General features: G+C 71.8%; 24 protein-coding genes and 1 riboswitch. Of the genes, 15 read left to right on the top strand and 9 right to left on the bottom strand.

All coding sequences use genetic code 11. The features are described 5' to 3' along the window. The first annotated feature begins 109 nt into the window (after window positions 1–109). A riboswitch (SAM riboswitch) is annotated at window positions 110–278 on the top strand. Window positions 279–293: 15 nt separating this feature from the next. The 5 genes from thrC (at window position 294) to ACQEV1_RS10450 (ending at window position 4,877) form a co-directional block, all read left to right on the top strand. Further along, entirely contained in the window at window positions 294–1,538 is a 1,245-nt protein-coding gene (thrC, locus tag ACQEV1_RS10430) for a threonine synthase (RefSeq protein WP_285620458.1), read from the top strand. Continuing rightward, the gene (locus tag ACQEV1_RS10435; protein ID WP_285568448.1) at window positions 1,535–1,813 is read left to right on the top strand and encodes a MoaD/ThiS family protein; all 279 of its coding nucleotides are present in this window, start codon (window positions 1,535–1,537) and stop codon (window positions 1,811–1,813) included. The genes thrC and ACQEV1_RS10435 overlap by 4 nt, the downstream gene beginning before the upstream one ends. 251 nt (window positions 1,814–2,064) lie before the next feature. After that, window positions 2,065–2,265, top strand: a complete 201-nt coding sequence (locus tag ACQEV1_RS10440) for a cold-shock protein (protein WP_285620455.1) — start codon at window positions 2,065–2,067, stop codon at window positions 2,263–2,265. A gap of 272 nt (window positions 2,266–2,537) precedes the next feature. After that, window positions 2,538–4,160, top strand: a complete 1,623-nt coding sequence (groL, locus tag ACQEV1_RS10445; protein ID WP_285620452.1) for a chaperonin GroEL — start codon at window positions 2,538–2,540, stop codon at window positions 4,158–4,160. Between the two features lie 114 nt (window positions 4,161–4,274). Continuing rightward, entirely contained in the window at window positions 4,275–4,877 is a 603-nt protein-coding gene (locus ACQEV1_RS10450; protein WP_285568452.1) for a hypothetical protein, read from the top strand. A 25-nt stretch (window positions 4,878–4,902) separates the two neighbouring features. On the opposite strand, the gene ACQEV1_RS10455 is transcribed toward ACQEV1_RS10450, so the two are convergent. Further along, the gene (locus ACQEV1_RS10455) at window positions 4,903–5,682 is read right to left on the bottom strand and encodes an ArsR/SmtB family transcription factor (RefSeq protein WP_433393334.1); all 780 of its coding nucleotides are present in this window, start codon (window positions 5,680–5,682) and stop codon (window positions 4,903–4,905) included. A gap of 66 nt (window positions 5,683–5,748) precedes the next feature. Next, window positions 5,749–6,231, bottom strand: a complete 483-nt coding sequence (locus ACQEV1_RS10460; protein WP_433393336.1) for a TetR/AcrR family transcriptional regulator C-terminal domain-containing protein — start codon at window positions 6,229–6,231, stop codon at window positions 5,749–5,751. Here ACQEV1_RS10460 and ACQEV1_RS10465 point away from each other — a divergent pair. The 3 genes from ACQEV1_RS10465 (at window position 6,203) to ACQEV1_RS10475 (ending at window position 8,826) form a co-directional block, all read left to right on the top strand. Beyond that, window positions 6,203–7,330: an FAD-dependent oxidoreductase gene (locus ACQEV1_RS10465; protein ID WP_433393338.1), complete on the top strand. Its 1,128-nt coding sequence runs from the start codon at window positions 6,203–6,205 to the stop codon at window positions 7,328–7,330. The genes ACQEV1_RS10460 and ACQEV1_RS10465 overlap by 29 nt on opposite strands. Window positions 7,331–7,757: 427 nt before the next feature. Then, a complete protein-coding gene (locus tag ACQEV1_RS10470; RefSeq protein WP_285620439.1) occupies window positions 7,758–8,405 on the top strand; it encodes a SigE family RNA polymerase sigma factor in 648 nt (215 codons plus the stop codon). Next, window positions 8,398–8,826, top strand: coding sequence for a hypothetical protein (locus tag ACQEV1_RS10475; RefSeq protein WP_433393340.1), 429 nt, complete (start codon window positions 8,398–8,400; stop codon window positions 8,824–8,826). The genes ACQEV1_RS10470 and ACQEV1_RS10475 overlap by 8 nt, the downstream gene beginning before the upstream one ends. A 20-nt stretch (window positions 8,827–8,846) precedes the next feature. Here the strand turns inward: ACQEV1_RS10475 and ACQEV1_RS10480 are convergent, their stop codons facing one another. The 4 genes from ACQEV1_RS10480 to ACQEV1_RS10495 form a co-directional block, all read right to left on the bottom strand. After that, on the bottom strand, window positions 8,847–10,499 hold the full coding sequence (locus tag ACQEV1_RS10480; protein ID WP_285620434.1) for a DNA repair helicase XPB: 1,653 nt from the start codon (window positions 10,497–10,499) through the stop codon (window positions 8,847–8,849). 74 nt (window positions 10,500–10,573) lie between these two features. Further along, window positions 10,574–11,029 (bottom strand): hypothetical protein, encoded by a 456-nt coding sequence (locus tag ACQEV1_RS10485; RefSeq protein ID WP_433393342.1) that lies wholly within the window; start codon window positions 11,027–11,029, stop codon window positions 10,574–10,576. Between the two features lie 77 nt (window positions 11,030–11,106). Further along, window positions 11,107–13,443, bottom strand: coding sequence for a helicase-associated domain-containing protein (locus ACQEV1_RS10490; RefSeq protein WP_433393344.1), 2,337 nt, complete (start codon window positions 13,441–13,443; stop codon window positions 11,107–11,109). 61 nt (window positions 13,444–13,504) lie between these two features. Beyond that, window positions 13,505–14,119: a TetR/AcrR family transcriptional regulator gene (locus ACQEV1_RS10495; protein ID WP_285568462.1), complete on the bottom strand. Its 615-nt coding sequence runs from the start codon at window positions 14,117–14,119 to the stop codon at window positions 13,505–13,507. A gap of 116 nt (window positions 14,120–14,235) precedes the next feature. Here ACQEV1_RS10495 and ACQEV1_RS10500 point away from each other — a divergent pair, with 116 nt between their 5' ends. Continuing rightward, entirely contained in the window at window positions 14,236–15,879 is a 1,644-nt protein-coding gene (locus tag ACQEV1_RS10500) for an AMP-binding protein (RefSeq protein WP_433393346.1), read from the top strand. Between the two features lie 37 nt (window positions 15,880–15,916). Here the strand turns inward: ACQEV1_RS10500 and ACQEV1_RS10505 are convergent, their stop codons facing one another. Next, window positions 15,917–16,555 (bottom strand): CGNR zinc finger domain-containing protein, encoded by a 639-nt coding sequence (locus ACQEV1_RS10505; protein WP_433393348.1) that lies wholly within the window; start codon window positions 16,553–16,555, stop codon window positions 15,917–15,919. Between the two features lie 82 nt (window positions 16,556–16,637). Between ACQEV1_RS10505 and ACQEV1_RS10510 the strand changes: the two genes are divergently transcribed. Together ACQEV1_RS10510 and ACQEV1_RS10515 are read left to right on the top strand one after the other, a co-directional pair. Further along, window positions 16,638–17,027 carry a carboxymuconolactone decarboxylase family protein gene (locus ACQEV1_RS10510; RefSeq protein WP_433393350.1) on the top strand — a complete coding sequence of 130 codons (390 nt, stop codon included), beginning with the start codon at window positions 16,638–16,640 and terminating at the stop codon, window positions 17,025–17,027. Beyond that, window positions 17,024–17,926: a phosphotriesterase family protein gene (locus ACQEV1_RS10515; protein ID WP_433393352.1), complete on the top strand. Its 903-nt coding sequence runs from the start codon at window positions 17,024–17,026 to the stop codon at window positions 17,924–17,926. The genes ACQEV1_RS10510 and ACQEV1_RS10515 overlap by 4 nt, the downstream gene beginning before the upstream one ends. A 15-nt stretch (window positions 17,927–17,941) precedes the next feature. On the opposite strand, the gene ACQEV1_RS10520 is transcribed toward ACQEV1_RS10515, so the two are convergent. Continuing rightward, window positions 17,942–18,217: a hypothetical protein gene (locus ACQEV1_RS10520; protein WP_285620422.1), complete on the bottom strand. Its 276-nt coding sequence runs from the start codon at window positions 18,215–18,217 to the stop codon at window positions 17,942–17,944. A 413-nt stretch (window positions 18,218–18,630) separates the two neighbouring features. Here ACQEV1_RS10520 and ACQEV1_RS10525 point away from each other — a divergent pair, with 413 nt between their 5' ends. Further along, on the top strand, window positions 18,631–19,254 hold the full coding sequence (locus tag ACQEV1_RS10525) for an HAD family hydrolase (RefSeq protein WP_285620419.1): 624 nt from the start codon (window positions 18,631–18,633) through the stop codon (window positions 19,252–19,254). 45 nt (window positions 19,255–19,299) lie between these two features. Continuing rightward, complete coding sequence (locus tag ACQEV1_RS10530; RefSeq protein ID WP_285568473.1) at window positions 19,300–19,686, top strand: cold-shock protein; 387 nt, start codon at window positions 19,300–19,302, stop codon at window positions 19,684–19,686. An 11-nt stretch (window positions 19,687–19,697) separates the two neighbouring features. Here ACQEV1_RS10530 and ACQEV1_RS10535 read toward each other — a convergent pair whose 3' ends face one another. Next, window positions 19,698–21,095, bottom strand: a complete 1,398-nt coding sequence (locus tag ACQEV1_RS10535) for an MFS transporter (protein WP_285620416.1) — start codon at window positions 21,093–21,095, stop codon at window positions 19,698–19,700. Window positions 21,096–21,154: 59 nt separating this feature from the next. Between ACQEV1_RS10535 and ACQEV1_RS10540 the strand changes: the two genes are divergently transcribed. Continuing rightward, a complete protein-coding gene (locus ACQEV1_RS10540; RefSeq protein WP_285620412.1) occupies window positions 21,155–21,979 on the top strand; it encodes a DUF3027 domain-containing protein in 825 nt (274 codons plus the stop codon). A gap of 68 nt (window positions 21,980–22,047) precedes the next feature. Beyond that, window positions 22,048–25,005 (top strand): sacsin N-terminal ATP-binding-like domain-containing protein, encoded by a 2,958-nt coding sequence (locus ACQEV1_RS10545; RefSeq protein WP_433393356.1) that lies wholly within the window; start codon window positions 22,048–22,050, stop codon window positions 25,003–25,005.

The raw sequence follows: 25,005 nt of genomic DNA on the forward strand, positions 1-25,005 counted from the left end.
CGGATGCTCGCCGTGGCGTGAGATGTGTCTCTGCGTCTCGCGCGCTGAGACCGCGGGCTGGCCAAAGAACCGGTCAGTCACGTATACAGTTCCTGATACAACTCAATACAGCTCATCCAGAGGGGTGGAGGGACCGGCCCGTCGAAGCCCCGGCAACCCTCCCGGACACGCGGTCCAGTGCGGCGCAGCCGCGCCGCAACTCGCCGATCAGATGCGAGGCCGCCCGGGACAGGTGCCAACTCCGGCTCGTGACCAAGGTGGCACGAGAAAGATGAGGAGAGAGGCCTCGCTCCATGTCGCAGACCGCCGTCCGAAACCTCGGCCCCGCGACCGCACTTGCGTGCCGCGAATGCGGTGAATCCTACGATCTCGGCCCACGCTACGCCTGTGAGCAGTGTTTCGGCCCCCTGGAAGTCACCTACGACTACTCCCGCGTGAGCCGGGAGCGCATCGAGGCGGGCCCGCGCAACATCTGGCGCTACCGCGACCTGCTCCCGGTGCCGTCGAACGTCGCCGACACCCCGAACACCGAGCCGGGCTTCACCCGCCTGGTCCGCGCCGACAACCTCGCCGAGGCGCTCGGCGTCCGCACGCTGTGGGTGAAGGACGACAGCGGCAACCCCACCCACTCGTTCAAGGACCGCGTCGTCGGGGTCGCCCTCGCCGCCGCCCGCGAGCTGGGCTTCAAGGTGCTGGCCTGCCCGTCCACCGGCAACCTCGCCAACGCGGTGGCCGCCGCGGCGGCGCGCGCGGGCATCCGCAGCGCGGTGTTCGTCCCGTCCAACCTGGAGCAGCAGAAGATCGTCACGACCGCGGTGTACGGCGGCACGTTCGTCACCGTGGACGGCAACTACGACGACGTCAACCGGCTCGCCTCCGAGATCGCCGGCGAGCAGGAAGACTGGGCGTTCGTCAACGTCAACGTGCGGCCCTACTACGCCGAGGGCTCCAAGACGATCGGGTACGAGGTGGCCGAGCAGCTCGGCTGGCGGCTGCCCGACCAGATCGTCGTCCCGATCGCCTCCGGCTCGCAGCTCACCAAGATCGACAAGGCGTTCCAGGAGCTCATCAAGCTGGGCCTCGTCGAGGACAAGCCGTACAAGGTCTTCGGCGCCCAGGCGACCGGCTGCTCGCCGGTGGCGGCGGCCTTCAAGGCCGGGCACGACGTCGTACGGCCGGTCAAGCCCGACACCATCGCCAAGTCGCTGGCGATCGGCAACCCGGCCGATGGCCCGTACGTCCTGGACGCCGTCCGGCGTACCGGCGGGGCCATCGAGGACGTCTCCGACGACGAGGTGGTGGACAGCATCGCGCTGCTCGCCCGCACCGAGGGCATCTTCGGCGAGACCGCCGGAGGCGTCACGCTGGGCTCCCTGCGCAAGCTGCTGGCCTCGGGCGCGCTCGACCCGGGCGCCGAGACCGTGTTCATCAACTCCGGTGACGGCCTGAAGACCCTCGACGCGGTGGCGCCGATCGCCAAGCCCTCCGCGAACATCGCTCCCACCTTCGACGCTTTCCGAAAGGCAGGCCTGGTATGAGCTCGATCAGCGTGCGTATCCCGACGATCCTTCGGAACTACACCGGCGGTGAGTCCGAGGTGACCGCGTCCGGGACGACGGTGCGTGAGGTCGTGGCGGATCTGGAGGCCAGTTTCTCCGGTATCGCCGCCCGTATCCTTGACGAAAACGGCAAAATTCGTCGTTTTGTCAACGTCTACGTCGGCGAAGAGGATGTCCGATTCGCCGACGGCCTCGACACCGCCACCCCTGATGGCACGCAGGTCTCGATCATCCCTGCCGTCGCCGGCGGTTAGGCGGACGCTCGCGTCAGGGCATTTTTTACTAGCCCGTGCCGAAGTTCCCATTTCTATAAACTCACATTGACCAGGATCGGCCGTCCGTTCATCTTGGGTAAAGGGTGTTCCACGGACCGTAGCCGTGTGTATGGTCGGCGATGGTCATCGCGGCGCACCCGTGCTGGCCGTCGGGTTCCGCGCCTCCGGCGGGCTCGAGTCGGTAGCCGTGGGAATGACCACGGGAATTGCCCTGGTGGGAGTTGTTAGGAATGGCACAAGGCACCGTCAAGTGGTTCAACGCGGACAAAGGCTACGGCTTCATCGCGGTCGACGGTGGCAGGGACGTGTTCGTGCACTATTCGGCCATCCTTGCTGATGGTTACCGCAGCCTCGAGCAGGGGCAGCGGGTCGAGTTCGAGATCACGCAGAGTGACCGGGGTCCGCAGGCGGAGTCGGTGCGCCCGCTCTGATCCGTATAGCTCGGTCCAAGGCCCGGCGCCTGGTGCGCCGGGCCTTGACGTGTCGCTGACCAGGTAGGACGGGGTACGGCTTGCACTCTCCTGGGTAGAGTGCTAAACACGACATTGGCACTCGGCCATTGAGAGTGCCAGCCTTGAATAAGCGATCGAGGCGACGAGGCCTCACACCCGGCGGCGGCATGGAAGCCGCCGGACAGGTCGTCCGTCGCGGGCGTCGACTCGATCCAGTGATAGCCACCCTGTTCCGGGAGGATCTGGAGCCTATGGCTGCAAAGATGATCGCGTTCGATGAGGACGCGCGGCGCGGCCTCGAGCGCGGCATGAACCAGCTCGCCGACGCCGTCAAGGTCACCCTCGGTCCCAAGGGCCGCAACGTCGTTCTGGAGAAGAAGTGGGGCGCCCCCACGATCACCAACGACGGTGTATCGATCGCCAAGGAGATCGAGCTCGAGGACCCGTGGGAGAAGATCGGCGCCGAGCTGGTCAAGGAGGTCGCGAAGAAGACCGACGACGTCGCGGGTGACGGCACCACCACGGCCACCGTGCTGGCCCAGGCGCTGGTCCGTGAGGGCCTGCGCAACGTCGCCGCCGGCGCCAACCCGATGTCGCTGAAGCGGGGTATCGAGTCCGCGGTCGAGCGGGTGAGCGAAGAGCTCTCCAAGATCGCCAAGGACGTGGAGACCAAGGAGCAGATCGCCTCCACCGCCTCCATCTCCGCCGGTGACACCTCGATCGGCGAGATGATCGCCGAGGCGATGGACAAGGTCGGCAAGGAAGGCGTGATCACGGTCGAGGAGAGCCAGACCTTCGGTCTGGAGCTCGAGCTGACCGAGGGCATGCGCTTCGACAAGGGCTACGTGTCGCACTACTTCGTGACCGACCCGGAGCGCATGGAGGCCGTCTTCGACGACCCCTACATCCTCATCGCCAGCTCGAAGATCTCGGCCAACAAGGACCTCGTTCCGGTCCTCGAGCAGGTCATGCAGAGCGGCAAGCCGCTCGTCATCATCGCCGAGGACGTCGAGGGCGAGGCCCTGGCCACCCTGGTCGTCAACAAGATCCGCGGTGTCTTCAAGTCCGTCGCCGTCAAGGCCCCGGGCTTCGGTGACCGCCGCAAGGCCATGCTGCAGGACATCGCGATCCTGACCGGTGGCCAGGTCGTCTCCGAGGACATCGGCCTCAAGCTCGAGAACACCACGCTGGACATGCTCGGCCAGGCCAAGCGCGTCGTGGTGACCAAGGACGAGACCACCATCGTCGACGGTGCGGGCAACCCGGACGACATCGCCGGTCGCGTCAACGAGATCCGCGTCGAGATCGACAACAGCGACTCGGACTACGACCGCGAGAAGCTCCAGGAGCGCCTCGCCAAGCTCGCCGGCGGCGTCGCCGTCATCAAGGCGGGCGCGGCCACCGAGGTGGAGCTCAAGGAGCGCAAGCACCGCATCGAGGACGCCGTCCGCAACGCCAAGGCCGCGGTCGAGGAGGGCATCGTCCCCGGTGGCGGCGTCGCGCTGCTGCAGGCGGGCACGGGCGCGTTCGACAAGATCGAGCTTGAGGGTGACGAGGCCACCGGTGCCTCCATCGTCAAGCGCGCGCTGGAGGAGCCCCTCAAGCAGATCGCCGTCAACGCCGGCCTCGAGGGCGGCGTCGTGGCCGAGCGGGTGCGCTCGCTAGAGCCGGGCCAGGGCCTCAACGCCGCGTCCGGTGAGTACGTCAACATGTTCGAGGCCGGGATCATCGACCCGGCCAAGGTGACGCGTTCGGCGCTGCAGAACGCCGCGTCCATCGCGGCGCTGTTCCTGACGACCGAGGCCGTCGTCGCCGAAAAGCCCGAGAAGGAGAAGGCTCCGGCCGCTCCCGACGCGGGTGGCATGGACTTCTGAGTCCGACAACGTCAGGGGCGGTCCTCGGTGCTGGGGCCGCCCCTTTCGTTATGCCTCTTTTCAGGCGAAACGAATACCGTCCGCGGACTGCCGCGTCGGTCGTACACTTCGCGCGTGGACCTTTTCAACACCCCTGTGCTCGTTTACGACCAGCCGCCGGAGATGTTCTCGGTCGAGGCGAAGTACACCATCTGGAACCCGCAGGGCCAGCCGGTCGCCAATGTCGCGGAACAGGGCGTGAACGGAGCCCAGAAGGCCTGGCGGGTCCTCAACCAGCGCCGCAACGACCAGGCCAAGCGCGACCTCCTGGTGACCAGGCCCGACGGCATGCCCTATTTCTGGGTGAACAAGCCGTACTCCTACGTCGGCACACCGAAGATCGACGTCGTCACGCCGCAGGGGCAGTTGATCGGCCATCTCCGTAAGCGGGCCCTGCAGGGCTACGAGATGCTCGACGCGTACGAGCGCCAGATCGGCTACTTCGACCATCTGAGCTCCCAGGTGACCGACTGGCAGAACGTCCAGATCGCGACCTTCCGGCGGGCCGGAGGCGTGGGCGACTACATCTCGCAGATGTTCAGCGGCGCCGACCGCTACGTGCTGCAGCTCAACTTCCAGCTCCCCGAGCCGATCCGCACGCTGACGCTGGCCTGCCCGCTCGCCTACGACACCACCCGGTCCTCCAACCGCGGGATGGGCGGCTTCCTGGGCATCTGAGGGGTCCTGTCCGGGGGCCGCTTTCTCACAGCGGCTCGCCGGACTCCAGGAGCGACTTGAGGCTGGCGATGACGTGCGGCCAGCCGTTGCTCACGTCCGGGAGTACGGCGCTGTCGGGATCGAAGCCGTCATGGATCACGGTGAGCTTCACCGTCGCCCCGGTCGGCTCCAGCTCGAACGTGACCTTCGACCGGGGTTCGGCGGCCAGTGCGGCCAGGGCGTCCGCGGACTTGCCGGCGTACTCCGCCCACTCGGGCGTGAAGGTGTGCCAGGTGTAGGACAGCCGCCGGTACGGCTCGCTGACCAGCACCAGCTGCTCCGGATCGGCCGTCTCGAACCCGCCCTCGCGCCAGGTCATCGGCGCGCCCGCCGACCAGTCCGTACCGAACTCGACGCCCCAGTAGCGCTTGGTGAACACCGGGTCGGTGAGCGCCTGCCAGAGCTGTTCGGGCGTGGTCCGGATGTAGGTGACGTAGACGAACTCGGGCCTGCTCATCAGGCGGTCCTCCAGTGAGGTCTTCAGGTCGGCGAGCGCGCGCACCCGCTCGCGGTCGTACCGGCTGATCCAGCGTTCGGTGATCTCGTTGATGGGCGCGGCGTTGAGGTGGTGCAGCTTCTCCCGGCCGTGCCAGGCGGTCGTCACGAGGCCGGCGGCCTCCAGCACGGCGAGGTGCTTGGCGACGGCCTGCCGGGTCATGCCGGACTCGGCGCACAACTCCCGCAGGCTCTGCCCGCCCCGCGTGTTGAGGCTGTCGAGCAGCCGCCGGCGTGTGGCGTCGGCGAGCGCCTTGAAGACCGCGTCCATTCCCATCCCTCGAACAAAGGCAACCTTTCGGTTGCGGTGAAATTTAGGCAACTGGAAGGTTGCATGTCAAGGCGACTCGGTGCGGCCCGCCTGGACGGCCAGTTCCTTGCAGATCCCGACGAGGCCGAGTTCGAACCGGTGCGTGAGCCCCGGGCGGCCGGTGAGGTCGTCGGCCACGGCCACCAGGTCGGGGTAGCGGTCGGCGGGCAGGCCGCGGAGGAACTCGTTGACCTGGGTCAGGCGTGCCTGGTTGGCGGCGCCCTTGCCGAAGGCCACCTCCTGGCCGGCGAAACCGACGACGTAGAACATCAGGAGCAGGTAGCCGTAGCCGGAGAGGCGGTCGTCGAAGCCGGCCCGGCGCAGGACGCCGATGACGTGGTCGGCCAGCCGCAGCCCGTTCGGGCCGAACGGTATCCGCCCGGGCAGCAGCCTGACCACCGAGGGATGCGCCAGGAGGACCTGGCGCAGTTCGAGCCCGATGGCGACCAGTCGCTCCATCCAGTCGCGGCCGTCATCCTCTGTGCTCCGGCGACGGAGGATCGGCTTCACCGTCTACGAGAGCGACCAGTCCCTGACCTCGCGTCCCCAGGGCTACCGCATCCACGTCGACGAGCACGGTGACCAGGCGCTGGCCCGGGTCCTGCCCGCCGACCTGTACCGGCTGTTCCGCGCCACCGCCGGTGTGCCGCGGACGCGCACACCGGTGTTCGACGACCAGCTCACCAGGCTGACCGTGCTCGAACCCGCCGACGACGGCGTGCACCTGGCGGTCAACCGGCTGACGTTACGGCAGATCCTGCTCAGCGGCGTGCGGGACGCCGTCGTCTTCGGCAGGCGGCTGACCCGCCACACCACGGCGGCCGACGGCCGCGTCACCGCGCACTTCGCCGACGGCACCCGGGTGACCGGGGACGTCCTCGTGGCCGCCGACGGCGTGAACTCCGCCGTGCGCCGCCAGTACCTGCCGCATGCCCGCGTGGTGGACACCGGGCTACGCCAGTTCTACGGCAAGGTGCCGCTGGACGAGCGGACCCGGCACCTGTTCCTCCCGGAGATGCACGCCGTGTTCACCCCGATCGTCGGGCCGAACAAGAACTATGTCGGCGTCGCGCCGGTGGAGTACCCCGAACCGGTGACGCGGGCCGTCACCCGTCTGGCCCCCGGCGTACGGCTGACCGACACCACCGACTACATGACGTGCTCGTTCGGTTCGCGCCCCGAGTTCCTGCCGTGTACGGACGAGGAACTGCACGCCATGTCCGGCGAACGGCTGCGGGCGATGACCCTGCGAATGATCGAAGGCTGGCATCCCCGGGTCCGCCGGATCATCGAGCACTGGCGATCCGGCACGGTCTTCCCGCTGACGCTGCGCACCAGCGTGCCGATCGACCCGTGGCCCACGACCAATGTCACGCTGCTCGGGGACGCGATCCACGTGATGAGCCCGGCCGCGGGCGTCGGCGCCAACACCGCCCTGCGCGACGCCGCCGGCCTCGCCACCGCGCTCGGCCGGATCGCCCACGGCGAACCGCTCATCCCGGCGCTGGCCGCGTACGAGGCGGAAATGATCGCCTACGGCTTCGCCGCGGTGCGTACCTCCGCGGCCAACGGTCACCGCATGCTCGGCCAGGACCCCCTGCCCGCCTAGTTTCCGGCGGAAATCCGAAGGACCATGACAACCGATCGGCGGGCGAAAGGGGTTCATGGGGGTGTAGGGACAACGAGAGGGGACCTTTGATGACCGACCGCAGACGCCGCCGGGCGACGAGAGTGCTGGTGAGAGCCGGAGCGGCCGCCGCCGTCATCGCGGGAGTGTGGGCGGGCGGCACCGCCATCGCCGCGAGCGCCCACCACGGGCCGTCGATCACCCGGGTGGCCGACGACGCGCCGGCGGCGAGGCCCCGGCGCACCGAGTCGCGCCCGCCGGCTCCCGTGCCTTCCGACATCCGCACTCCCGTTCCCACGCCGACCGCTCCCGGTAGCCGTCCGCCCACTCCCGTACCGAGCACTCCGGACAGCCGCCCGCCCACACCCGTGCCGAGCGCTCCTGCCAGCCGTACGCCGGAGCCCCGGCCGTGCACGCCGGTGCCCACGCCGACCCGCGCCACCCGCCCGACGCCGCGTCCGGTGCCGACCCCGTGCGCCGTGCCGACGCGTCCCGGACTGGGCTAGGTGGCACGCTGTCGAGCCTGAACGATGACGACGCCCGCGGAGGCGACGGCGGCGAGCTCACCTTCGACGAGTTCGTGGCCGCCTCCGCGGGCCGGCTGCTGCGCACCGCGGTCTTCCTGGTCTACGACCGCCATCTGGCCGAGGACCTCCTGCAGACGACGTACGAGCGGGTCGCCCGCCGCTGGACGCGGGTCCGGCGCGGCGGCCGGCCGGAGGCGTACGCGCGGACCGTGCTGGTCAACCTCGCCATCGACGACCGCAAGCGCCGCAAGAGACGGTCCGACGTGCCGGTGGGCGGCGCGGAGGACGTGGACCGGCTCGCGGACGCGCGGCGGGCGTACGACGACGGGGGAACGACGCTGGACGACGTCCTGGTACGGCTGCCCGTCAAGCAGCGGGCCGTGATGGTGCTGCGCTACTGGTGCGGGCTGAACGAACACGAGATCGCCGAAGCCCTCGGCGTCTCACGAGGAACGGTCAAGAGCCACACGGCACGGGCGATGCTCGCGCTGAGGCGCGAACTGGCGGAGGAGGGCTCGCGGCATGCGTGACGACCTCGAGGACCTGCTCACCGAGCACTATCGGCGCGCCGCCGAGGACATCGAACCGGACGCCGGGCTGATCGACCGCTGTCGCGGCGCCGCGCGTACGGGGTGGGCGTTCCCGGCCCGGTGGGGACCGCTCGTGGCCGCGGCGGCGGTGGCGCTGGCCGTGCTGACGGGGTGGCTGCTGTGGCCGGACCGGCGTCCGGCATCGGTGCCGCCGCCGGTCTCACCGGTCAGGTCGGCTCCGCCGGCGTCGCCGAGCGGCGGCGTGCCGGTCACGCCACGGCCGACGCCGACCGGCGTGCGGCCGCCGCAGGCGCGCAGCCCGGCGGATCGGACACCGACCCCGCGGCCGACCCCGCGGTCGGTGAACCCGTCACCGCCACGCTCGGCGATGCCGCCCGTACCGTCGGCGTCCCCGCGCTGAGCCGGGCGCGCACCGCGGAGTCAGATCTCCTCGTCGGCGAGGACGGCGTCGGCGTCGACGATGCGGTAGGCGTAGCCCTGCTCGGCGAGGAAGCGCTGCCGGTGGGCGGCGTAGTCCTGGTCGAGGGTGTCGCGGGCGACCACGGAGTAGAAGCGCGCGCCCTTGCCGGACGACTTCGGGCGCAGCACCCGGCCGAGGCGCTGGGCCTCCTCCTGGCGTGACCCGAACGTCCCCGACACCTGGACGGCGACGGCCGCCTCGGGCAGGTCGATGGAGAAGTTGGCCACCTTCGAGACGATCAGCACCGAGATCTCGCCGGACCGGAAGGCGTCGAACAGCCGCTCGCGCTCCTTGATCTTCGTCTCGCCCTTGATCACCGGGGCGTCCAGGCGTTCGCCGAGCTCGTCGAGCTGGTCGATGTACTGGCCGATGACCAGGGTCTGCTCGCCCCGGTGGCGGTCGACCAGGGCCTGCACGACCGACGACTTGGTCGGCGTCGTCGCGCAGAAGCGGTAGCGGTCCTCCTGTTCGGCCGTGGCGTACGCGAGCCGCTCGGACTCGGTCAGGGTCACGCGCACCTCGACGCAGTCCGCCGGGGCGATCCAGCCCTGCGCCTCCATCTCCTTCCACGGAGCGTCGTACCGCTTGGGGCCGATGAGGGAGAACACATCGCCCTCGCGGCCGTCCTCGCGCACGAGCGTGGCGGTCAGGCCCAGCCGGCGGCGGGTCTGCAGGTCGGCGGTCATCCGGAAGATCGGTGCCGGCAGCAGGTGGACCTCGTCGTACAGGACCAGGCCCCAGTCGCGGGCGTCGAACAGCTCCAGGTGCGTGTAGACGCCCTTCCGCCGGGTCGTCATGACCTGGTACGTCGCGATGGTGACGGGCCGGATCTGCTTCTTGGTGCCGGTGTACTCGCCGATCTCCTCCTCGGTCAGCGAGGTGCGGCGCAGCAGCTCCTGCTTCCACTGGTGCGCCGAGACGGTGTTGGTGACGAGGATCAGCGTGGTCGCCGACGCGTGCGCCATCGCGGCCGCGCCGACGATCGTCTTGCCGGCGCCACAGGGCAGGACGACCACTCCCGAGCCGCCGTGCCAGAACGAGTCGGCCGCCTCGCGCTGGTAGCCGCGCAGGCCCCAGCCGTCCTCGACCAGGGAGATCGGGTGCGCCTCGCCGTCGACGTAGCCGGCGAGGTCCTCGGCCGGCCAGCCGAGCTTCAGCAGCGCCTGCTTGAGCGTGCCGCGCTCGCTCGGGTGCACCGCCACGCTGTCGTCGTCCACGCGCGGGCCGAACATCGCCTGGAGCTTCTTGGCGCGGAGCACCTCCTCCAGCACCGCCCGGTCGGAGGAGGAGAGGACCAGCCCGTACGTCGGGTGCTTCTCCAGCCGCAGCCGGCCGTACCGGCCCATCGTGTCGGCGATGTCCACGAGAAGGGCGTGCGGGACCGGGTAGCGCGCGAAGCTGATCAGCGCGTCGATCACCTGCTCGGCGTCGTGTCCGGCGGCACGAGCGTTCCACAGCGCCAGCGGCGTGATCCGGTAGGTGTGGACGTGCTCGGGCGCGCGTTCGAGCTCGGCGAACGGGGCGATCGCCTTACGGCACTCGGCCGCCGCGTCGTGGTCGACCTCGAGCAGCAGTGTCTTGTCGGACTGGACGATGAGCGGGCCGTCGGTCACGGGATGCCTTTCGGGAGCCAGGGGTCACAGTCTCCAACAGCCGGAGCCCCCTCGCTGCTTCCCGCGCGGATTCGTCAGGGAGTGGTGGTGGAGTTATTGGAGAACTCCCCGATCGCGAAGAGGGCGATGAGGAGCCCGATGCACAGGAGGACGTTGACCGCGCAGCAGACCCAGGCGGCGATGGTCAGCTTGCGGGCGGCCGCCGGGTCGGAGTCCTTCTTGCTCATCGCGATCGCCGCCATGATCACGGCGGGGATCCACAGCACGCCGCCGCAGCAGAGGAAGCCCTCGATGATGCTGACCACCAGCGCGGCGACGGCCGAGCCGTTGCTCCGCTGAGCGGTGCCCGGACCGTACGGACCGTATCCGTGCGGGTCGTACTGGGGCTGGCCGTACCAGCCGTTGCCGTACGGATCCTGTCCGTAGGGCTGCTGACCGTACGGGTCCTGTCCGTAGCCCTGCTGGCCGTACGCGTTCTGCCCGTACGCGTCGCGCCAGTCCGGCTGCCCCTGGGGGTCCTGCCACGTCATGGTGACTCTCCTGGATATCGGCCCATATCAGCCCATCGGTAGGACGCACGAGAACCGTGTCCGGTTCTCCGGAGCGGTCAGCCGGCGCCGTCCACGTCGGCGACTCCGGTGATGCGGTGGAGCGCGAACCGGTGCACGGCGGCGCGGGTCGCGTCGTACGCGGTGAGGAAGCCGCCCTCGATGCGCGCGGGTTCGATGATGCGGCTGGACGCCTGGCCCTGCTGGTCGAGGTAGCCGATCCACACGCGCCCGCCGCGGTCGGTCGCCTCGCGCAGGCGCTGGACCATCGCCGCCGCCGGTGAGCGGGGCGGCGAGCCGTTCGGGGCCGCGACGCGGGCGGCCTCGTCGCCCGCCCGCAGCGCGCGCACCGCCGCGGTGATCACCGAGCCGTCGGGACCGGAGCCGAAGACGGACTGGTGCGCCGGTTCGTACGCGCCGTGCCCGGCGGTGTCGGCGCGCTGGGAGTCGAGCCGGGTGATCACGACGGAGCCCTCGGGCGACTCGGCCACCGGGGCGTACCCGAGGACGCGGAGCCCGTCGAGGAGCTCGGAGCGGGGAACGCGGGAGGCGAGCACGGTCGGGGCCAGCCGGTGCAGCCGCAGCTGTTCGGCGCGCCGGTCGGCCATGATCTCCTCCAGTACGGCAGGGTCGTCGCTGCGGACGTAGGCCGACGCGATGCCGACGCGCAGCCGCCCGTGCCGGCGGGCGACGTCCTCGATCAGGTAGCTCAGCGGCTGCGGCAGGGCGGTCGTCGAGTGCCGCGTGAGCAGCTCGATCAGCTCCGAAGCGCCGCGCCCGGCGTCGAGCGCGCGGCGTACGGACTCGGGCGTGAAGCGGTAGACGGTGGCTCCGCCGGTCGACTCGACGTCGGCGGCGAGCGCCAGCTCACGGGCGAGGTCGGCCACCAGCGGCCCGGGGGCGACGGCGGTCAGGTCGGCCTGGATCATCACGTGGTCGACGGGCGTGGGCAGGACCGCGCGCAGGGCCGCCTCGGCGTCGCCGCCAGCGAGCAGCACCCGCGTGTGCTGGGCCAGTGCCCGGAACCCCGTCACTCCCAGCGCCTCCGCCTCGCGGAGCGTCCATCCGACGAGCCGCTCGCGCAGCACGCCGCCGCGGCGCGGCTGGTGCCAGGCGAGGTTGGCGTAGACGCCCTCGGTGGCCGGCGCGGTGCCGGCCGGGGCGTCGGCGAGCGCCTCGAGCGTCGCGCGCCGCACCTGCGGCGCGCTGGCCCGGATCGCCTCGTCGGACAGCGCGTTGATCAGGCGGTCGCGTTCGTCGCGCTCGCCCGCGAGGCCGGGAACGCGGTCCATGCGCAGCCAGGCGCCCGCGACCGTGACCCAGCGGCGCTCGGTGTCGTGCAGCCGCCACAGGTCGTACGCCGGGGTGGGCAGCCACACGGCGTCTCCGCCGCGGCCGCCCATGCCGGAACCGTCATAGTCGCCGCTGCGCGCCAGCAGGCCGGCGGCGTACGCGACCTCGACCAGCAGCGCCGTCGTCCACTCGGGCAGGTCCAGGTGCGTGGCCGTGGCCCGCAGGTCGCGGATGCCGAGCCCGCCGCTGCGCAGCACGCCCGGCGGGTCGACGCCCCAGCGTTCGAGCAGGTCCTCGATGGTGCGGACGGTGGTGAAGGCCTGGCCGCCCGCGGTGCTGTCCACCAGCTTCCGCTCGCGCACGGTGCCGCCGAGCGGCGGCGGGGCGGTCTCCAGGTCGCGGAAGACCCGGCCGCCACGGAGGAAGAGGCCCACCTCGCGGGGGAGCGTCACCGTACGGTCGTCGGTGGCGGCGAGCAGCCCGCGGGCGAGAAGCCGCTCGATCGGGGAGTTCGCGCTGGCGAGCGTGACGGGGCGGCGGGCACCCTCGACCTTGCCGATCGGCGGCCCCCAGGCGAGCCGGTCGAGCGCGGCGCGCGCCTCGGGGCCGGCGTCCGCGACCAGGGGGCCGATCCGCTCGCAGATCGCCTGCACCGAGCCGAGGCCGAGGTCGTCCAGCAGCGCGGTCATGCGGTCGGACGGGTAGGACGCGAAGGCCTCTTTGGCGGGCGGGCCGAGGCCGGCCGGGTGCGGCACCGCGCCACGGGCGCCGGGCGCGACCCGCAGCTCGTCGTCGTCGCCCCACACGAGGGCGAGCGAACGCAACCGGCCGAGCGCGCCGCGCACGTCCGCGCCGACGGCGGCGGCCAGGTCCTCGTAGGTCGTGGGGGAGGGCAGCACGAGCAGCGCCTCGAACACGCTCAGCGCCAGCCGGTCGAGGCGGTCGAGGGCACGGGACAGGGCGGAAGGGGCCGAGGCGCGGGAGGACAGCGCCGTGATGTCCGAGGGCACCGGAGTGATCAGCTCGGGACGGCACGCGAACAGCGCGCGCAACTCGTCGTCGTCGCGCGCCCGCAGCCAGTCCGCGTAGGTCTCCGTGCTCACCCCACAACGGTAATCCGGGTCCGGACCCACGCGAGCCGTAGCGTCGTTTCTCGCGCGGCGGTCAGACGGCCTGGGCGGGCTGGCCGGCGAGGCCGAGGGCGAGGGTGGCCCAGCCGTTGATGAAGCGTTCTTCGTCGACGCGCTGGGGAGGTTCGTGCAGGGCGTCGCTGGCGAGCCAGTAGTTGACGATGGAGCCGCCGAGGGCCAGGCCGATCGCGTCCCAGTCGGCCTCGACGCCGGCCATCTCCGGCTGGCCGGCCAGCCACTTGCCGATCATGTCGTAGAGCGGGTTGACGATGCCCTCCCTCATCTCGGCGATGAGGTTGGGGAACTTGTCGAGGTCGCGGAAGAGCACCCGGATGAGGTCGGCCTCCTCGCGCATCTTGCCCATGCCGAGGGTCGCGGCCAGCCGCAGCCGGTCGATCAGCGGCCGGGCCCGTACGTCGTCGGCGTGCTGGAAGGTCGCGGAGACCTGCTTGGAGGTGCGGGTGATGTGCTCGCGCACCGCCGCCGCGAGGACCTCCTCCTTGGAGCGGAAGTGGCGGTAGAGACCACCGGCGCCCGGGGACAGGCCCGACGCCGCCTCGATCTCGGCCACGGACGTCGCGGCGTAACCGCGTTCGGCGAACAGCCGGAGCGCCTCGGAAACGATCCGCTCGCGCGTGGATCTCTGCATGTGTGCTCCTCCCCGAAAAGCGTAGGCCATGAAAGCGCTCACTGACATCGGAGAAGCCGTACGACGCTCTGGTGGCAAGCGGGCAGATGCGGTGAAATACACGAGGAGGTGGGTCCATGTCCCGTCCCTCATACAGCCACGGAACCTCCGACCTTCCACTGCTCGGAGAGACCATCGGGCAGAACCTACGGCGCGTCGCGTCCGTCATTCCCCACCGCGAGGCGCTCGTCGACGTGCCGAGCGGCCGGCGCTGGACGTACGAGGAGTTCGACGAGGAGGTCGCCACCCTCGCCCGCGGCCTGATCGCCGCCGGGATCGAGAAGGGAGACCGCGTCGGCATCTGGTCGCCGAACAATCCGGAGTGGGTGCTGCTGCAGTACGCCACCGCGGAGATCGGCGCCATCCTGGTCAACGTCAACCCGGCGTACCGCACGCACGAGCTGACCTACGCGCTCCGGCAGTCGGGCGTGAAGCTGTTGGTCAGCGCCGTTTCGTACAAGACGAGCGACTATCGGGGAATGGTCGAGGAGGTGCGCTCCGGCCTGCCGTCGCTGGAGCGGGTGATCTACCTCGGCACCGAGGAGTGGGAGGCGCTGTCGACCGCGGGCGCCGCGCTGGACCCCGAGCGGCTCGACGCCCGGATGGCGGGCCTGTCGCCCGACGATCCCATCAACATCCAGTACACCTCGGGCACCACGGGCTTCCCCAAGGGCGCGACGCTGTCGCACCACAACATCCTCAACAACGGCTTCTTCATCGGCGAGCTGTGCCGCTACACGGAGATCGACCGGGTCTGCGTCCCGGTGCCCTTCTACCACTGCTTCGGCATGGTCCTCGGCAACCTGGCGATCACCACGCACGGCGCGTGCATCGTCATCCCGGCGCCGGTCTTCGACCCGAAGGCGACGCTCGACGCCGTGCAGGCCGAGCGCTGCACCTCGCTGTACGGGGTGCCGACGATGTTCATCGCCGAGCTGGCGCTGCCGGAGTTCTCCTCCTACGACCTCACGTCGCTGCGCACCGGCATCATGGCGGGCTCTCCCTGCCCGGTGGAGGTGATGAGGCGCGTCGTCGCCGAGATGCACATGCGGGAGGTGACGATCTGCTACGGCATGACCGAGACGTCACCGGTCTCCGCCCAGACCCGGTACGACGAGGAGCTGGAGCGCCGGGTCTCCACCGTCGGCCGCGTGCACCCGCACATCGAGGTGAAGATCGTCGACCCGGCGACGGGCCTGACCGTGCCGCGCGGGGCACCGGGAGAGCTGTGCACCCGCGGGTACTCCGTGATGCTGGGGTACTGGGCGGACCCCGAGCGGACCGCCGAGGTCATCGACGCCGCCCGCTGGATGCACACCGGCGACCTCGCGACCATGGACGAGGCCGGCTACGTCAACATCGTCGGCCGGATCAAGGACATGGTGATCCGCGGCGGGGAGAACCTGTACCCGCGCGAGATCGAGGAGTTCCTGTACGGCCATCCGGACATCGAGGACGTCCAGGTCATCGGCGTTCCGGACGTCAGGTACGGCGAGGAGCTGTGCGCCTGGGTGAAGAAGCGGCCGGGCTCGACGCTGACCGCGGAGGACGTACGGGACTTCTGCCGGGGAAAGCTGGCCCACCACAAGATCCCCCGGTACGTCCGCTTCGCCGACGACTTCCCGATGACGGTCACCGGAAAGATCCAGAAATACAAGATGCGCGAGACGTCGATCGAGGAACTGGGTCTGAAGGATCTGGAAGCCAGGAAATTCGCCTGATCACGAATACCGGCCGAGCGGTTCGGCGGCCGCCGGGTCAGTGACGGCGGCCGGCCGGCGGGTCGTGCTCGGCGGTGACGTCTGTGGTGGTCTTCGAGCCGGGGCGGGCCGGGGTGCCGCCGGCGGCGCGGCGGGCGCGGAGCGCGCGGACCCGGCCCCGGCTCGCGCACGCCGGTGACGGGCACCAGCGCCGGCGTCCCGGCGGGTCGAGGAAGACGCCCCGGCAGTCGTGTTCCGGGCAGCTCTTCAGCGCCAGCCGGTCCGCGCCGGTGAGCTGGTCCACCGCCTGACGGGCGATCCGGGCGAGGGCCTGCGCCGCCGTCGCCGGGGGTTCGCGGCGCAGCCGGTCATCCGTGGTCAGCCGGACCGGATCGTCATGCTCGGCGAGGAACGCGGCCAGGTCCGCGACGGCGTCCGCGGGCGGCGGCACCCGGTCGACGGTGGCCAGCGCCAGCGTGCGCAGGGTCTCCCGCAGTTCCCGGGCCCGGTCCAGGTCGCCCTGGTCGGGCCGCCGGACCGGGGACAGCTCGCAGTGTTCCAGCCACTCGGCGAGCCGGTCGGGAGTGGGGAGCCGTTCGACCGGCTGCGCGCTGAACCTGCGACCCGTGGTGGCGAGCAGGTTCAGCCAGGTGGCGCCGCAGTCGAAGCGGAAGGCGAGCTTGTCCTCTCTGGCCATGCGGCCACTGTAACGCCTTATCCGTTACGGCTGTTATGGTGACGACGTAACGGCTGAGGCGTTACACAAACGAAGGGCGGACATGGTGATCAATGCGGCGCGGCTGGATCGGGACGAGGGGTACCGCCTGCTGGAGGTGCTCCAGGACGAGGCCACCAGGGAGGGGTTGCGCGGCATCGAGGAGACCGCGCCCGGGTTCACGGACTGGATCGTCACCGCCCTGTTCGGCGGCACGTACCTGCGCGAGGGGCTGTCGCTGCGCGACCGGCAGGTCGCCAACCTGGCGGCTCTCGTCGCGGTCGGCGGCGTCGATCCGCAGCTGGCCGGCCACGTCCGGACCTCGCTGCGGATCGGGATGACGCGCGAGGAGGTGATCGAGGTCTTCGTGCACCTCGCGCCGTACGTCGGCGTGCCCAAGGCGCTGGCCGGGCTCCGGGTCGCCGCGACCACGCTCGCGGAGGTCGGGCCATGAGCGAACTGGTCAGGACGGTGCTGGGGGACATCGCGCCCGGCGAACTCGGCGTCTGCGACGCCCACGACCATCTGTTCATCGGCTCAGCGGCGCTGCCCGGACAGGAACTGGACGACGCCGACGCGGCGCTCGCCGAACTGAACGCCTTCGCCGCGCTCGGCGGGCGTGCCGTGGTGCAGTGGACGCCGTGGGGGATGGGCCCGCGAACCGAGGAACTGCCCGGCCTGTCCCGGCGGTCCGGGGTCCACGTCACCGGCGCCACCGGAATGCACCAGGCCAGGCACTACGGTCCCGATGCGCCGGCCGGCGTCCCCGACGACCTGGCCGGACTGTTCGTCCACGAGCTGACCGGCGCTCCGGTGAAGGCCGGACTGATCAAGGTCGCGGGCGCCTACCACCGCCTCGACGACCACGCCCGGCACGTCATGGCCGCCGCCGCCGAGGCGCACCACGCCACCGACGCGCCCATCGGCGTCCACCTGGAGGGCGGAACCGCCGCCATGGACGTACTCGACCTGCTGTGCGGGAGGCACGGGGTCCCTCCGCACCGTGTGATCCTCGGGCACCTGCACCGGTTTCCGGACCCGGGGATCCACCGCGCGGCCGGCGAGGCGGGCGCGTTCCTGGCGTTCGACGGCCCGTCCCGCGTGCACCACGCCACCGACTGGCGCCTGCTGGAGAGCATCGCGGCCCTGGCCGACGCCGGCCACGCCCACCGGATCCTGCTCGGCGCCGACACGGTCACCCCGGCGGCCCGGTCCACCGCCGACGGCCCCGGCATGCCGTTCCTGCTCGGCGGCCTGCGCCCGCGGATCGAACGGGAACTCGGCGCCGCGCTGGCAACCGCGATCTTCGTCGAGAACCCGTCTCGCGCCTTCGCCGCACGATGGCGGCCCTGACGCGCGACCGGCCTCTCAGCGGATGCGGCGGATGAGGGCCGCCGCCACGCGGCCCGCGATGAGGTACACCACGGCGGCGATTCCGTAGTTGACGAGGACGCCCACACGTTCGTCCTTGGGCACGAACATGTCGCGGAATCGCCACGCGAACCAGTCCGCCCAGTCGTTCACCGTTCGGACGATCGAGTTGTCGCGATTCGCGGAGAACACCACGAACGCGATGTGCAGGGCGAGAAGCACGCAAATGATCATCGCCAGGATCCGGACGAGGTCGGCCGCCCTGCCGGACACGCGGCGCACGCCCGTACGCAGGGATTCGGCGTCCCGGGCGCGGTGCCCAGGCTCCCGGCGCGTGGCGGTCGCGGCGTCCGTCGGGGCCGCAGGATCCGGCTTCCCGGACGCGCCGGGCTCCTCCGCTTCGGTCTTAGTCGTCTTTTCTGACTCTTCCCGCCTTTTCGCCATATGCATTTCCTACTCGGGGGAGCGATCTGTCGGTGACGTGGTTTGGACGATCGGCACTGGGTATATCCGCATCGCGTTAACCGTTGTTTCGGGCTCGTTCTAATGCGAGTTCCGCCGGTGACGAAATCCATAGATCCAGATTTCGCGCAGACTCCGCGCCCTCCCACTCGGATCCCGTCGCATCGCCACTGCCGGGAGGGCGCGGGCACGCGGTCCCCGAGGCCGTACGTACCCTGGGGCCTGTGATCTCCGTGGGCTTCGACCTCGACCTGACTCTCGCCGACACGCGGAAGGGTATCGCCGCGACCTTCGTCGCGCTCTCCGAGCGGACCGGCGTGCCCATCGACACCGCCGCCGTCGTCTCCCGGCTCGGACCGCCGCTGGAGACCGAGCTGGCGAACTGGTTCCCCGCCGAGCGCGTGACCGAGATGGCCGCGATCTACCGAGGCTTCTACGGCGACATCGCGGTGCCCGCGACGGTGACCATGCCCGGCGCCGCGGAGGCCGTCGAGGCGGTCAAGGCGCGGGGCGGACGCGTCATCGTGGTCACCGCCAAGAGCCAGGTGCACGCCGAGGCGACCGTACGGGCCCTCGGGCTGAACGTGGACGAGGTGGCGGGGGCACTGTTCAGTACCGCCAAGGGGACGGCACTGAGCCGTTTCGGCGCGACCGTGTATGTGGGCGACCACGTCGGCGACGTCGACGCCGCGCGGGCGGCCGGGGCGCGCAGTGTGGCCGTCGCCACCGGACCGTACGACGCGGAGGCGCTTCTGGCGTACGGAGCCGATATCGTGTTGCCCGATTTGCGGGTTTTCCCGGAGACTTTGACCGAACTGATCAACCCAGGCCCCTCGTCGAGGCAATAACCTTGATATGGCCTGTCCGGACAAGAGCTAGCAACGAGGTCACCTGTGCCCAGTGGCAAGGTCAAGTGGTACAACGCCGACAAGGGGTTCGGCTTTCTCACTCGCGACGACGGCGGTGAGGTCTTCGTGCATTCCTCCGCGCTGCCCGCGGGGGTCGACTCGCTCAAACCCGGTCAGCGCGTGGAGTTCGGGGTCGTCGAGGGCCGCAAGGGTCAGCAGGCGCTGAGCGTACGCACCATCGACGCGCCGCCCTCGGTCGTCAAGTCCAAGCGCAAGAAGCCCGACGAGATGGTGATCCTCGTCGAGGACCTCATCAAGCTGCTCGAGGGCGTCTCCACCACCTACCGCCGGGGCAAGCACCCGGACGGCAAGATGGCCAAGAAGATCGGCGAGGTGCTGCGCGCGGTCGCCGACGACTTCGACCAGCAGTAGGCGGGCCCGGCTCAGGCCGCGGTGTCGGCCACGGTCGGCTCGCCCTCCGTACGGCCGCGGCGGCGTGCGGCGCGGCGGGCCGCCCGCCGGTAGACGAGCATGACCAGCGTGGCGGCCAGGGCGGCGGCGACGATCGCCAGGGCGATGTGGCCGTTCGAGGCGATGATCGACATGCCGAGGCCGGCCAGCCCGCCGAGCACCCAGACGAGCTGGTGGATCGTCTCCGACACGGCGAACGTGGAGGAACGGACCTCCTCGCCGATCTCGCGCTGCACGATCGCGTCGAGGCTGAGCTTGCCGAGCGACTGGCCGAGCGCGCCCACGAACGCGACCGCGAGCGCCGCCACGAGGCCGAAGAACACCGCGCACACGGCGGCCGTCGCCGTCGCGAACGCGAGCGTGCTGAGCACGATGCCCACCGGTGCGCGCGCCTTGAGCAGCGCGCCCATGGCCGTGCCGACGAGCCCGCCGGCTCCGGCCGCGGCGGCCAGCATGCCGAGCGCGATGTTCGGCGAGACCGGGTGGACGAACTCCTTGGTGCGCAGCAGGAACGCCAGGTAGAGGATCAGGAAGCCCGACAGCGCCCGCAGCGCGGCGTTGGCGCGGATCGCCTCGCCGACGACCGGGCCGACGCGCAGCAGCGTCCGCCAGCGGCCGGATGTGTCCGTACGCGCCGGCGGGGGCGCGTCGTCCCGGTCGGGCTCCTGGCCGGGGCCGGGCTCGGCCTCGGGGGTGTCGACGTGCGCGGGCAGCCGGATGCCGAGGACCGCGCCGGCGAGGAACACGACCGTCGCGATGCGCAGCGCCCAGCCCGCGTTGGTGACCGCGACCAGCCCGGCGCCGAGCGGCGCGGCGATCGACGCGGCGACGAGGCCGCAGAAGGACGCGCGGGCGTTGGCCGTTACGAGACTGAGATCTTCCGGCAGCACGCGCGGCGTCACGGCGCTCCGGGAGACCCCGAAGGCCTTGGACAGCACCAGCGCGCCGAACGCGGCGGGCAGCAGGGTCAGCGGGTCCTTGTGCAGGACGGCGCCGGCCATGCCCCAGCACAGCAGGCCGCGGGCGAGCATGGTGCCGGCGATGGCGATGCGCCGCGCGTGGCGCATGTGATCGAGCGCGGGTCCGATGAGCGGCGCCACCAGCGCGAACGGGGCCATCGTGACCAGCAGATACAGCGCCACCTGTCCCTGCGCCTGCTTGACGTCGAGGTTGAAGAACATGGTCCCCGCGAGGGCCACCGCGATCAGCGCGTCTCCGGCGCTGTTGACCGCGCCCAGCTCGATCAGGTTGCCCAGACCCGTCCGGCCGGCGCCGCCGGCGTGGGTGGCGCGGCGTGTCGTGCGCCCGATGCTCCGGGTCATCGTGCGCACCGCCCGTCCGGCGTCTCCCGCCCGTGACCGCAAACTCATGACGTAAGTCTGCCTCTTCGGGGCAAACCCATGCCCCTGTATGGGCGACAATCGTTTATGTGAGTCCAGTGCGTTCCAGCAGCCCGGCCGCCGCGAGGCGGAGCCGTACACCCGCGGTCGACGCGGCCGCGGCAGCAGCCGTCGACCTGGCGCGTGCCGCCGCCGAAGACACCTCGGCCCCGGAGTACGTCGGTGATCACCTTGGTCTGCTACCCGAAGGCGACCGGGTCGTCACCCACTACTTCGTCTGCCTGGACCCGGCGTACCGGGGCTGGCACTGGGCCGTCTCGGTCGTGCGCGCCTCGCGCGCCAAGAACGTCACGGTGAGCGAGAGCGTCCTGCTCCCGGGCGACGACGCCATGCTCTCGCCCGCCTGGGTGCCCTGGAGCGACCGGCTGCGCCCCGGCGACCTGGGTCCGGGCGACCTGCTGCCGACCCAGGCCGACGACGAGCGGCTCGTGCCCGGGTTCACCGACACGTCGGGCAGCTCGGGCGAGACCGACGAGGAGCTGTTCTGGGAGCTCGGCCTCGGCCGCCACCGGGTGCTGTCCGCCGAGGGACGCGACCAGGCCGCCGCCCGCTGGCACTCCGGTGACGCCGGTCCGGCGACGCCGATGGCCCGCTCGGCCCCGGCGCACTGCGCCACCTGTGGCTTCTTCGTGCCGCTGGCGGGCTCGCTGCGGCAGGGGTTCGGGGTGTGCGCCAACGAGTACGCCCCCGACGACGGCAGGGTCGTCTCCCTCGACCACGGCTGTGGCGCGCACTCGGAGGCCGTCGTGATGCCGGCCGCGGCCGAGTCGGCGCCGCCGATCGTGGACGAGCTGGGGTACGACGTCATGCCCTCCGCGACGCTCACCGACGAAGAGGCCCTGGGCCACAGCTGAGGCCCCGGAGCCCCGACAGTCTCTGCGCCCGTCGCCTTCCGGAGGCGGCGGGCGGCGAAAGGCGCGCGATGGAGGATCCGTACGGCACCGCCGCGATCAGGGCGCGGGTCCTGGCGGCCTGGTCGGCGTCCCCGGCCCGCTTCCGCGAGGACGCGAACACCGAGGAGGACCACGCCCGCGGCGGCTACCGCGACCGCGTGGTGGTGGAGCTGGCCCAGAACGCCGCCGACGCGGCGCTGCGCGCCGGCGTGCCCGGGCGGATCCGGTTCACCCTGCGCGACGGCGTGCTGACGGTCGCGAACACCGGTGCTCCGCTCGACGCCGCCGGCGTCGAGGCGCTGAGCACGCTGCGCGCGTCGGCCAAGCGCGACGAGACCGGGTCGGCGGGCCGCTTCGGCGTCGGCTTCGCGGCCGTCGTCGCGGTGAGCGACGAGCCGTCCATCGCCTCCCGCGGCACCGACGGGGCCGTCCGGGCCGTCGCATGGTCGGCCTCCGGCACCCGCCGCGAGGTCGCGGCCGTCCCCGAGCTGGCGGACGAGCTCGACCGGCGCGGTGGCGCCGTGCCGGTGCTGCGCCTGCCGTGGCCCGGCGACGACACCGACCTTCCCGAGGGGTACGACAGCGCCGTGCGCCTGCCGCTGCGCGACGCCGCCGCCGAGACCCTCGTACGGCGGCTGCTCGACGAGGCCGGGCCCGCGCTCATGATCGCCCTGCCCGCGCTCACCGAGATCGTCGTCGACGCGGGCGAGCCCCGCACGCTCACCGCGGCCTGGCACCGGGGCGAGGAGCGGCGCGGCGTGACGACCGGCACGGTGACCATCGACGGGCGTACCTGGCACACGGCGGAGGCGCGCGGCACCGCCGACGCGTCCCTGCTCGCCGACCGGCCCGTGGAGGAGCGGGCCGGCTGGCAGGTCCGCTGGGCCGTGCCCGACGGCGACCTTCCCCCGGCAGTGCCGGCCGTGATCCATGCCCCGACTCCCAGCGACGAGCCGCTCGGGCTGCCCGCGCTGCTGCTCGCGACCTTCCCGCTCGCGCCGGACCGGCGGCACGTCGCGCCCGGGCCGCTCACCGACTTCCTCATCGAGCGCGCGGCCGAGATCTATCCCGCGCTGCTGCCGCCGACACCCCGGCTGCTCGACCTCGTCCCCGGACCGGTCGCCAAGGGCGAGCTGGACGCGCGGCTCCGCCGTGCCGTCCTCGCGCGCCTGCCCGACACCCCGCTGCTGCCCGTGCCCGCACGACCGTCCGAGGGCGGGCGGATCCTCGGCGACGACCCGGCGGAGCTCGCCTTCGTCCCGGCGGATGAGGCCGTCCTCGTCCGCGGCCGGGACACCGTCGTCGTGGACGGGCCCGCGGCGCTGCCCGACGTCCTCGCCGAGGTCGTGCCCGACCTGCTGCCCGCGGACTGGCCGGCGCGGCATCCGGCCCTCGCCGCGCTCGGCGTACGGCGCCTGAGCGTCGCCGACGTGGTCGACGCGCTCGCCGGGTCGGCCGCCGGCGACCCCGGCTGGTGGCGGCAGCTGTACGCCGCGCTGGAAGGCGCCGACCGCGAGGCGCTGACCGGGCTGCCGGTGCCCCTCGCCGACGGCCGCACGGTGCGGGGCCCGCGCGGGCTGCTCGTCACGGACCCACGGGGGCTCGACGCGCTCGGCCTGCGGATCGTGCATCCGGACGCCGCGCACCCGCTGCTGCTCCGGCTCGGCGCGGTGGAGGCCGGGCCGCGCGCGGTCCTGACCGACCCCGCGACCCGCGCGGCGGTGGCCGCCTCGTACGACGAGGAGGACCCCGAGCCGATCTGGACCGCCGTCCTGACGCTCGTCGCCCGCGCCCGCCTGCGGCCCGGGGAGGAGCCGTGGCTGGCCGAGCTGGCGCTGCCGGACGAGGACGGCGAGCCGTACCCGGCCGGTGAGCTGCTGCTGCCCGGCGCACCCCTGGCCGCCGTGGTGGCCGACGACGCGCCGTTCGGCGTCGTGGACGCCGGCCTGGTCGAACGCCACGGCGCCGAGACGCTCGAAGCCGCCGGTGTCCTGCGGACCTTCGCGCTCGTACGCGACGAGGACGTCATCGAGCCCGAGCACCACCTCGACGCCGAGGAGGAGTGGGCGGACGAGCTCGGCGAGGGCTTCGTGGTGCCCGAGTTCACCGCGGTGCGCGACCTGGAGTTCGTGGCCGACTGGCCGGGGGCGTTCGCGCTGCTGGTGGAGCCGCCGCTGCGCGCCGCCGTCACCGAGCCCGTACGCGTGATCCTCGCGGACGGGCGGAACGCCACGGTCCCGTCGTACACCGCGTGGTGGCTGCGGCGGCACCCGGTCCTCGACGGGCGGCGGCCCGGCGAGCTGTGCCTGCCCGGCGACCTGGAGGGCCTGTACGACCTGGCGCCGCCGGGCCTGGATCCTGAGCTGCTGCGGGCGCTCGGCGTCCGTACGACGCTCTCCGCGCTGCTCGCCGAGCCGGACGGCGCCGCCGAGCTGCTCGACCGGCTGGCCGACCCCGCGCGTACGGTCTCGCGCGCGCGGCTGCGCGGCCTGTGGCGCGCGCTGGCCGCCGCGGACCTGGACGTGCCCGCGCCGACGGAGGTCCGCGCGTTCGTGGACGGCGAGCCGGAGGTGGTGCCGGCCGGCGACGCGATCGTCGTGGACCGGCCCGACCTGCTGCCGCTGCTGGCGGGGCAGCCGCTGCTGTTCGTGCCGGTGGAGGTCGCGGACGCGCTGGAGCTGCCCCTGGGCAGCGAGGAGGTGCCGGGCTCGATCGAGTCGGCGGGCGCACCGCGGCCGGTGCCGGACGTCCTGCGCGCGGTTCTGCCGGAGGCCCCCGAGACGTACGTGCTGCACGAGAAGCTCGTGGTCGACGGCGTCGCGGTGCCGTGGTGGTACGACGCGGGCACGGTCCACGCGAGCGACCCGGCGGGCCTGGCCAGGGGCGCGGCGTGGGCGTGCGACCGCTGGAGCGACCGCCTGCTCGCCGAGGCCGCGCTGCGCGACCCGGACGCCCTGCCCACCCTGCTGGCCGAAGCGGAGCTGTAA

The organism is Actinoallomurus sp. CA-142502 (assembly GCF_050936355.1).
Taxonomy (GTDB): domain Bacteria; phylum Actinomycetota; class Actinomycetes; order Streptosporangiales; family Streptosporangiaceae; genus Actinoallomurus; species Actinoallomurus iriomotensis.

Coding starts and splice junctions, on each gene's coding strand:
- thrC (WP_285620458.1), top strand. CDS start 294: ATGTCGCAGACCGCCGTCCGAAACCTCGGCCCCGCGACCGCACTTGCG.
- ACQEV1_RS10495 (WP_285568462.1), bottom strand. CDS start 14,119: ATGCAGAGATCCACGCGCGAGCGGATCGTTTCCGAGGCGCTCCGGCTG.
- ACQEV1_RS10535 (WP_285620416.1), bottom strand. CDS start 21,095: ATGAGTTTGCGGTCACGGGCGGGAGACGCCGGACGGGCGGTGCGCACG.
- groL (WP_285620452.1), top strand. CDS start 2,538: ATGGCTGCAAAGATGATCGCGTTCGATGAGGACGCGCGGCGCGGCCTC.
- ACQEV1_RS10455 (WP_433393334.1), bottom strand. CDS start 5,682: ATGGACGCGGTCTTCAAGGCGCTCGCCGACGCCACACGCCGGCGGCTG.
- ACQEV1_RS10510 (WP_433393350.1), top strand. CDS start 16,638: ATGGTGATCAATGCGGCGCGGCTGGATCGGGACGAGGGGTACCGCCTG.
- ACQEV1_RS10505 (WP_433393348.1), bottom strand. CDS start 16,555: ATGGCCAGAGAGGACAAGCTCGCCTTCCGCTTCGACTGCGGCGCCACC.
- ACQEV1_RS10545 (WP_433393356.1), top strand. CDS start 22,048: ATGGAGGATCCGTACGGCACCGCCGCGATCAGGGCGCGGGTCCTGGCG.
- ACQEV1_RS10475 (WP_433393340.1), top strand. CDS start 8,398: ATGCGTGACGACCTCGAGGACCTGCTCACCGAGCACTATCGGCGCGCC.
- ACQEV1_RS10515 (WP_433393352.1), top strand. CDS start 17,024: ATGAGCGAACTGGTCAGGACGGTGCTGGGGGACATCGCGCCCGGCGAA.
- ACQEV1_RS10440 (WP_285620455.1), top strand. CDS start 2,065: ATGGCACAAGGCACCGTCAAGTGGTTCAACGCGGACAAAGGCTACGGC.
- ACQEV1_RS10435 (WP_285568448.1), top strand. CDS start 1,535: ATGAGCTCGATCAGCGTGCGTATCCCGACGATCCTTCGGAACTACACC.
- ACQEV1_RS10485 (WP_433393342.1), bottom strand. CDS start 11,029: ATGACGTGGCAGGACCCCCAGGGGCAGCCGGACTGGCGCGACGCGTAC.
- ACQEV1_RS10500 (WP_433393346.1), top strand. CDS start 14,236: ATGTCCCGTCCCTCATACAGCCACGGAACCTCCGACCTTCCACTGCTC.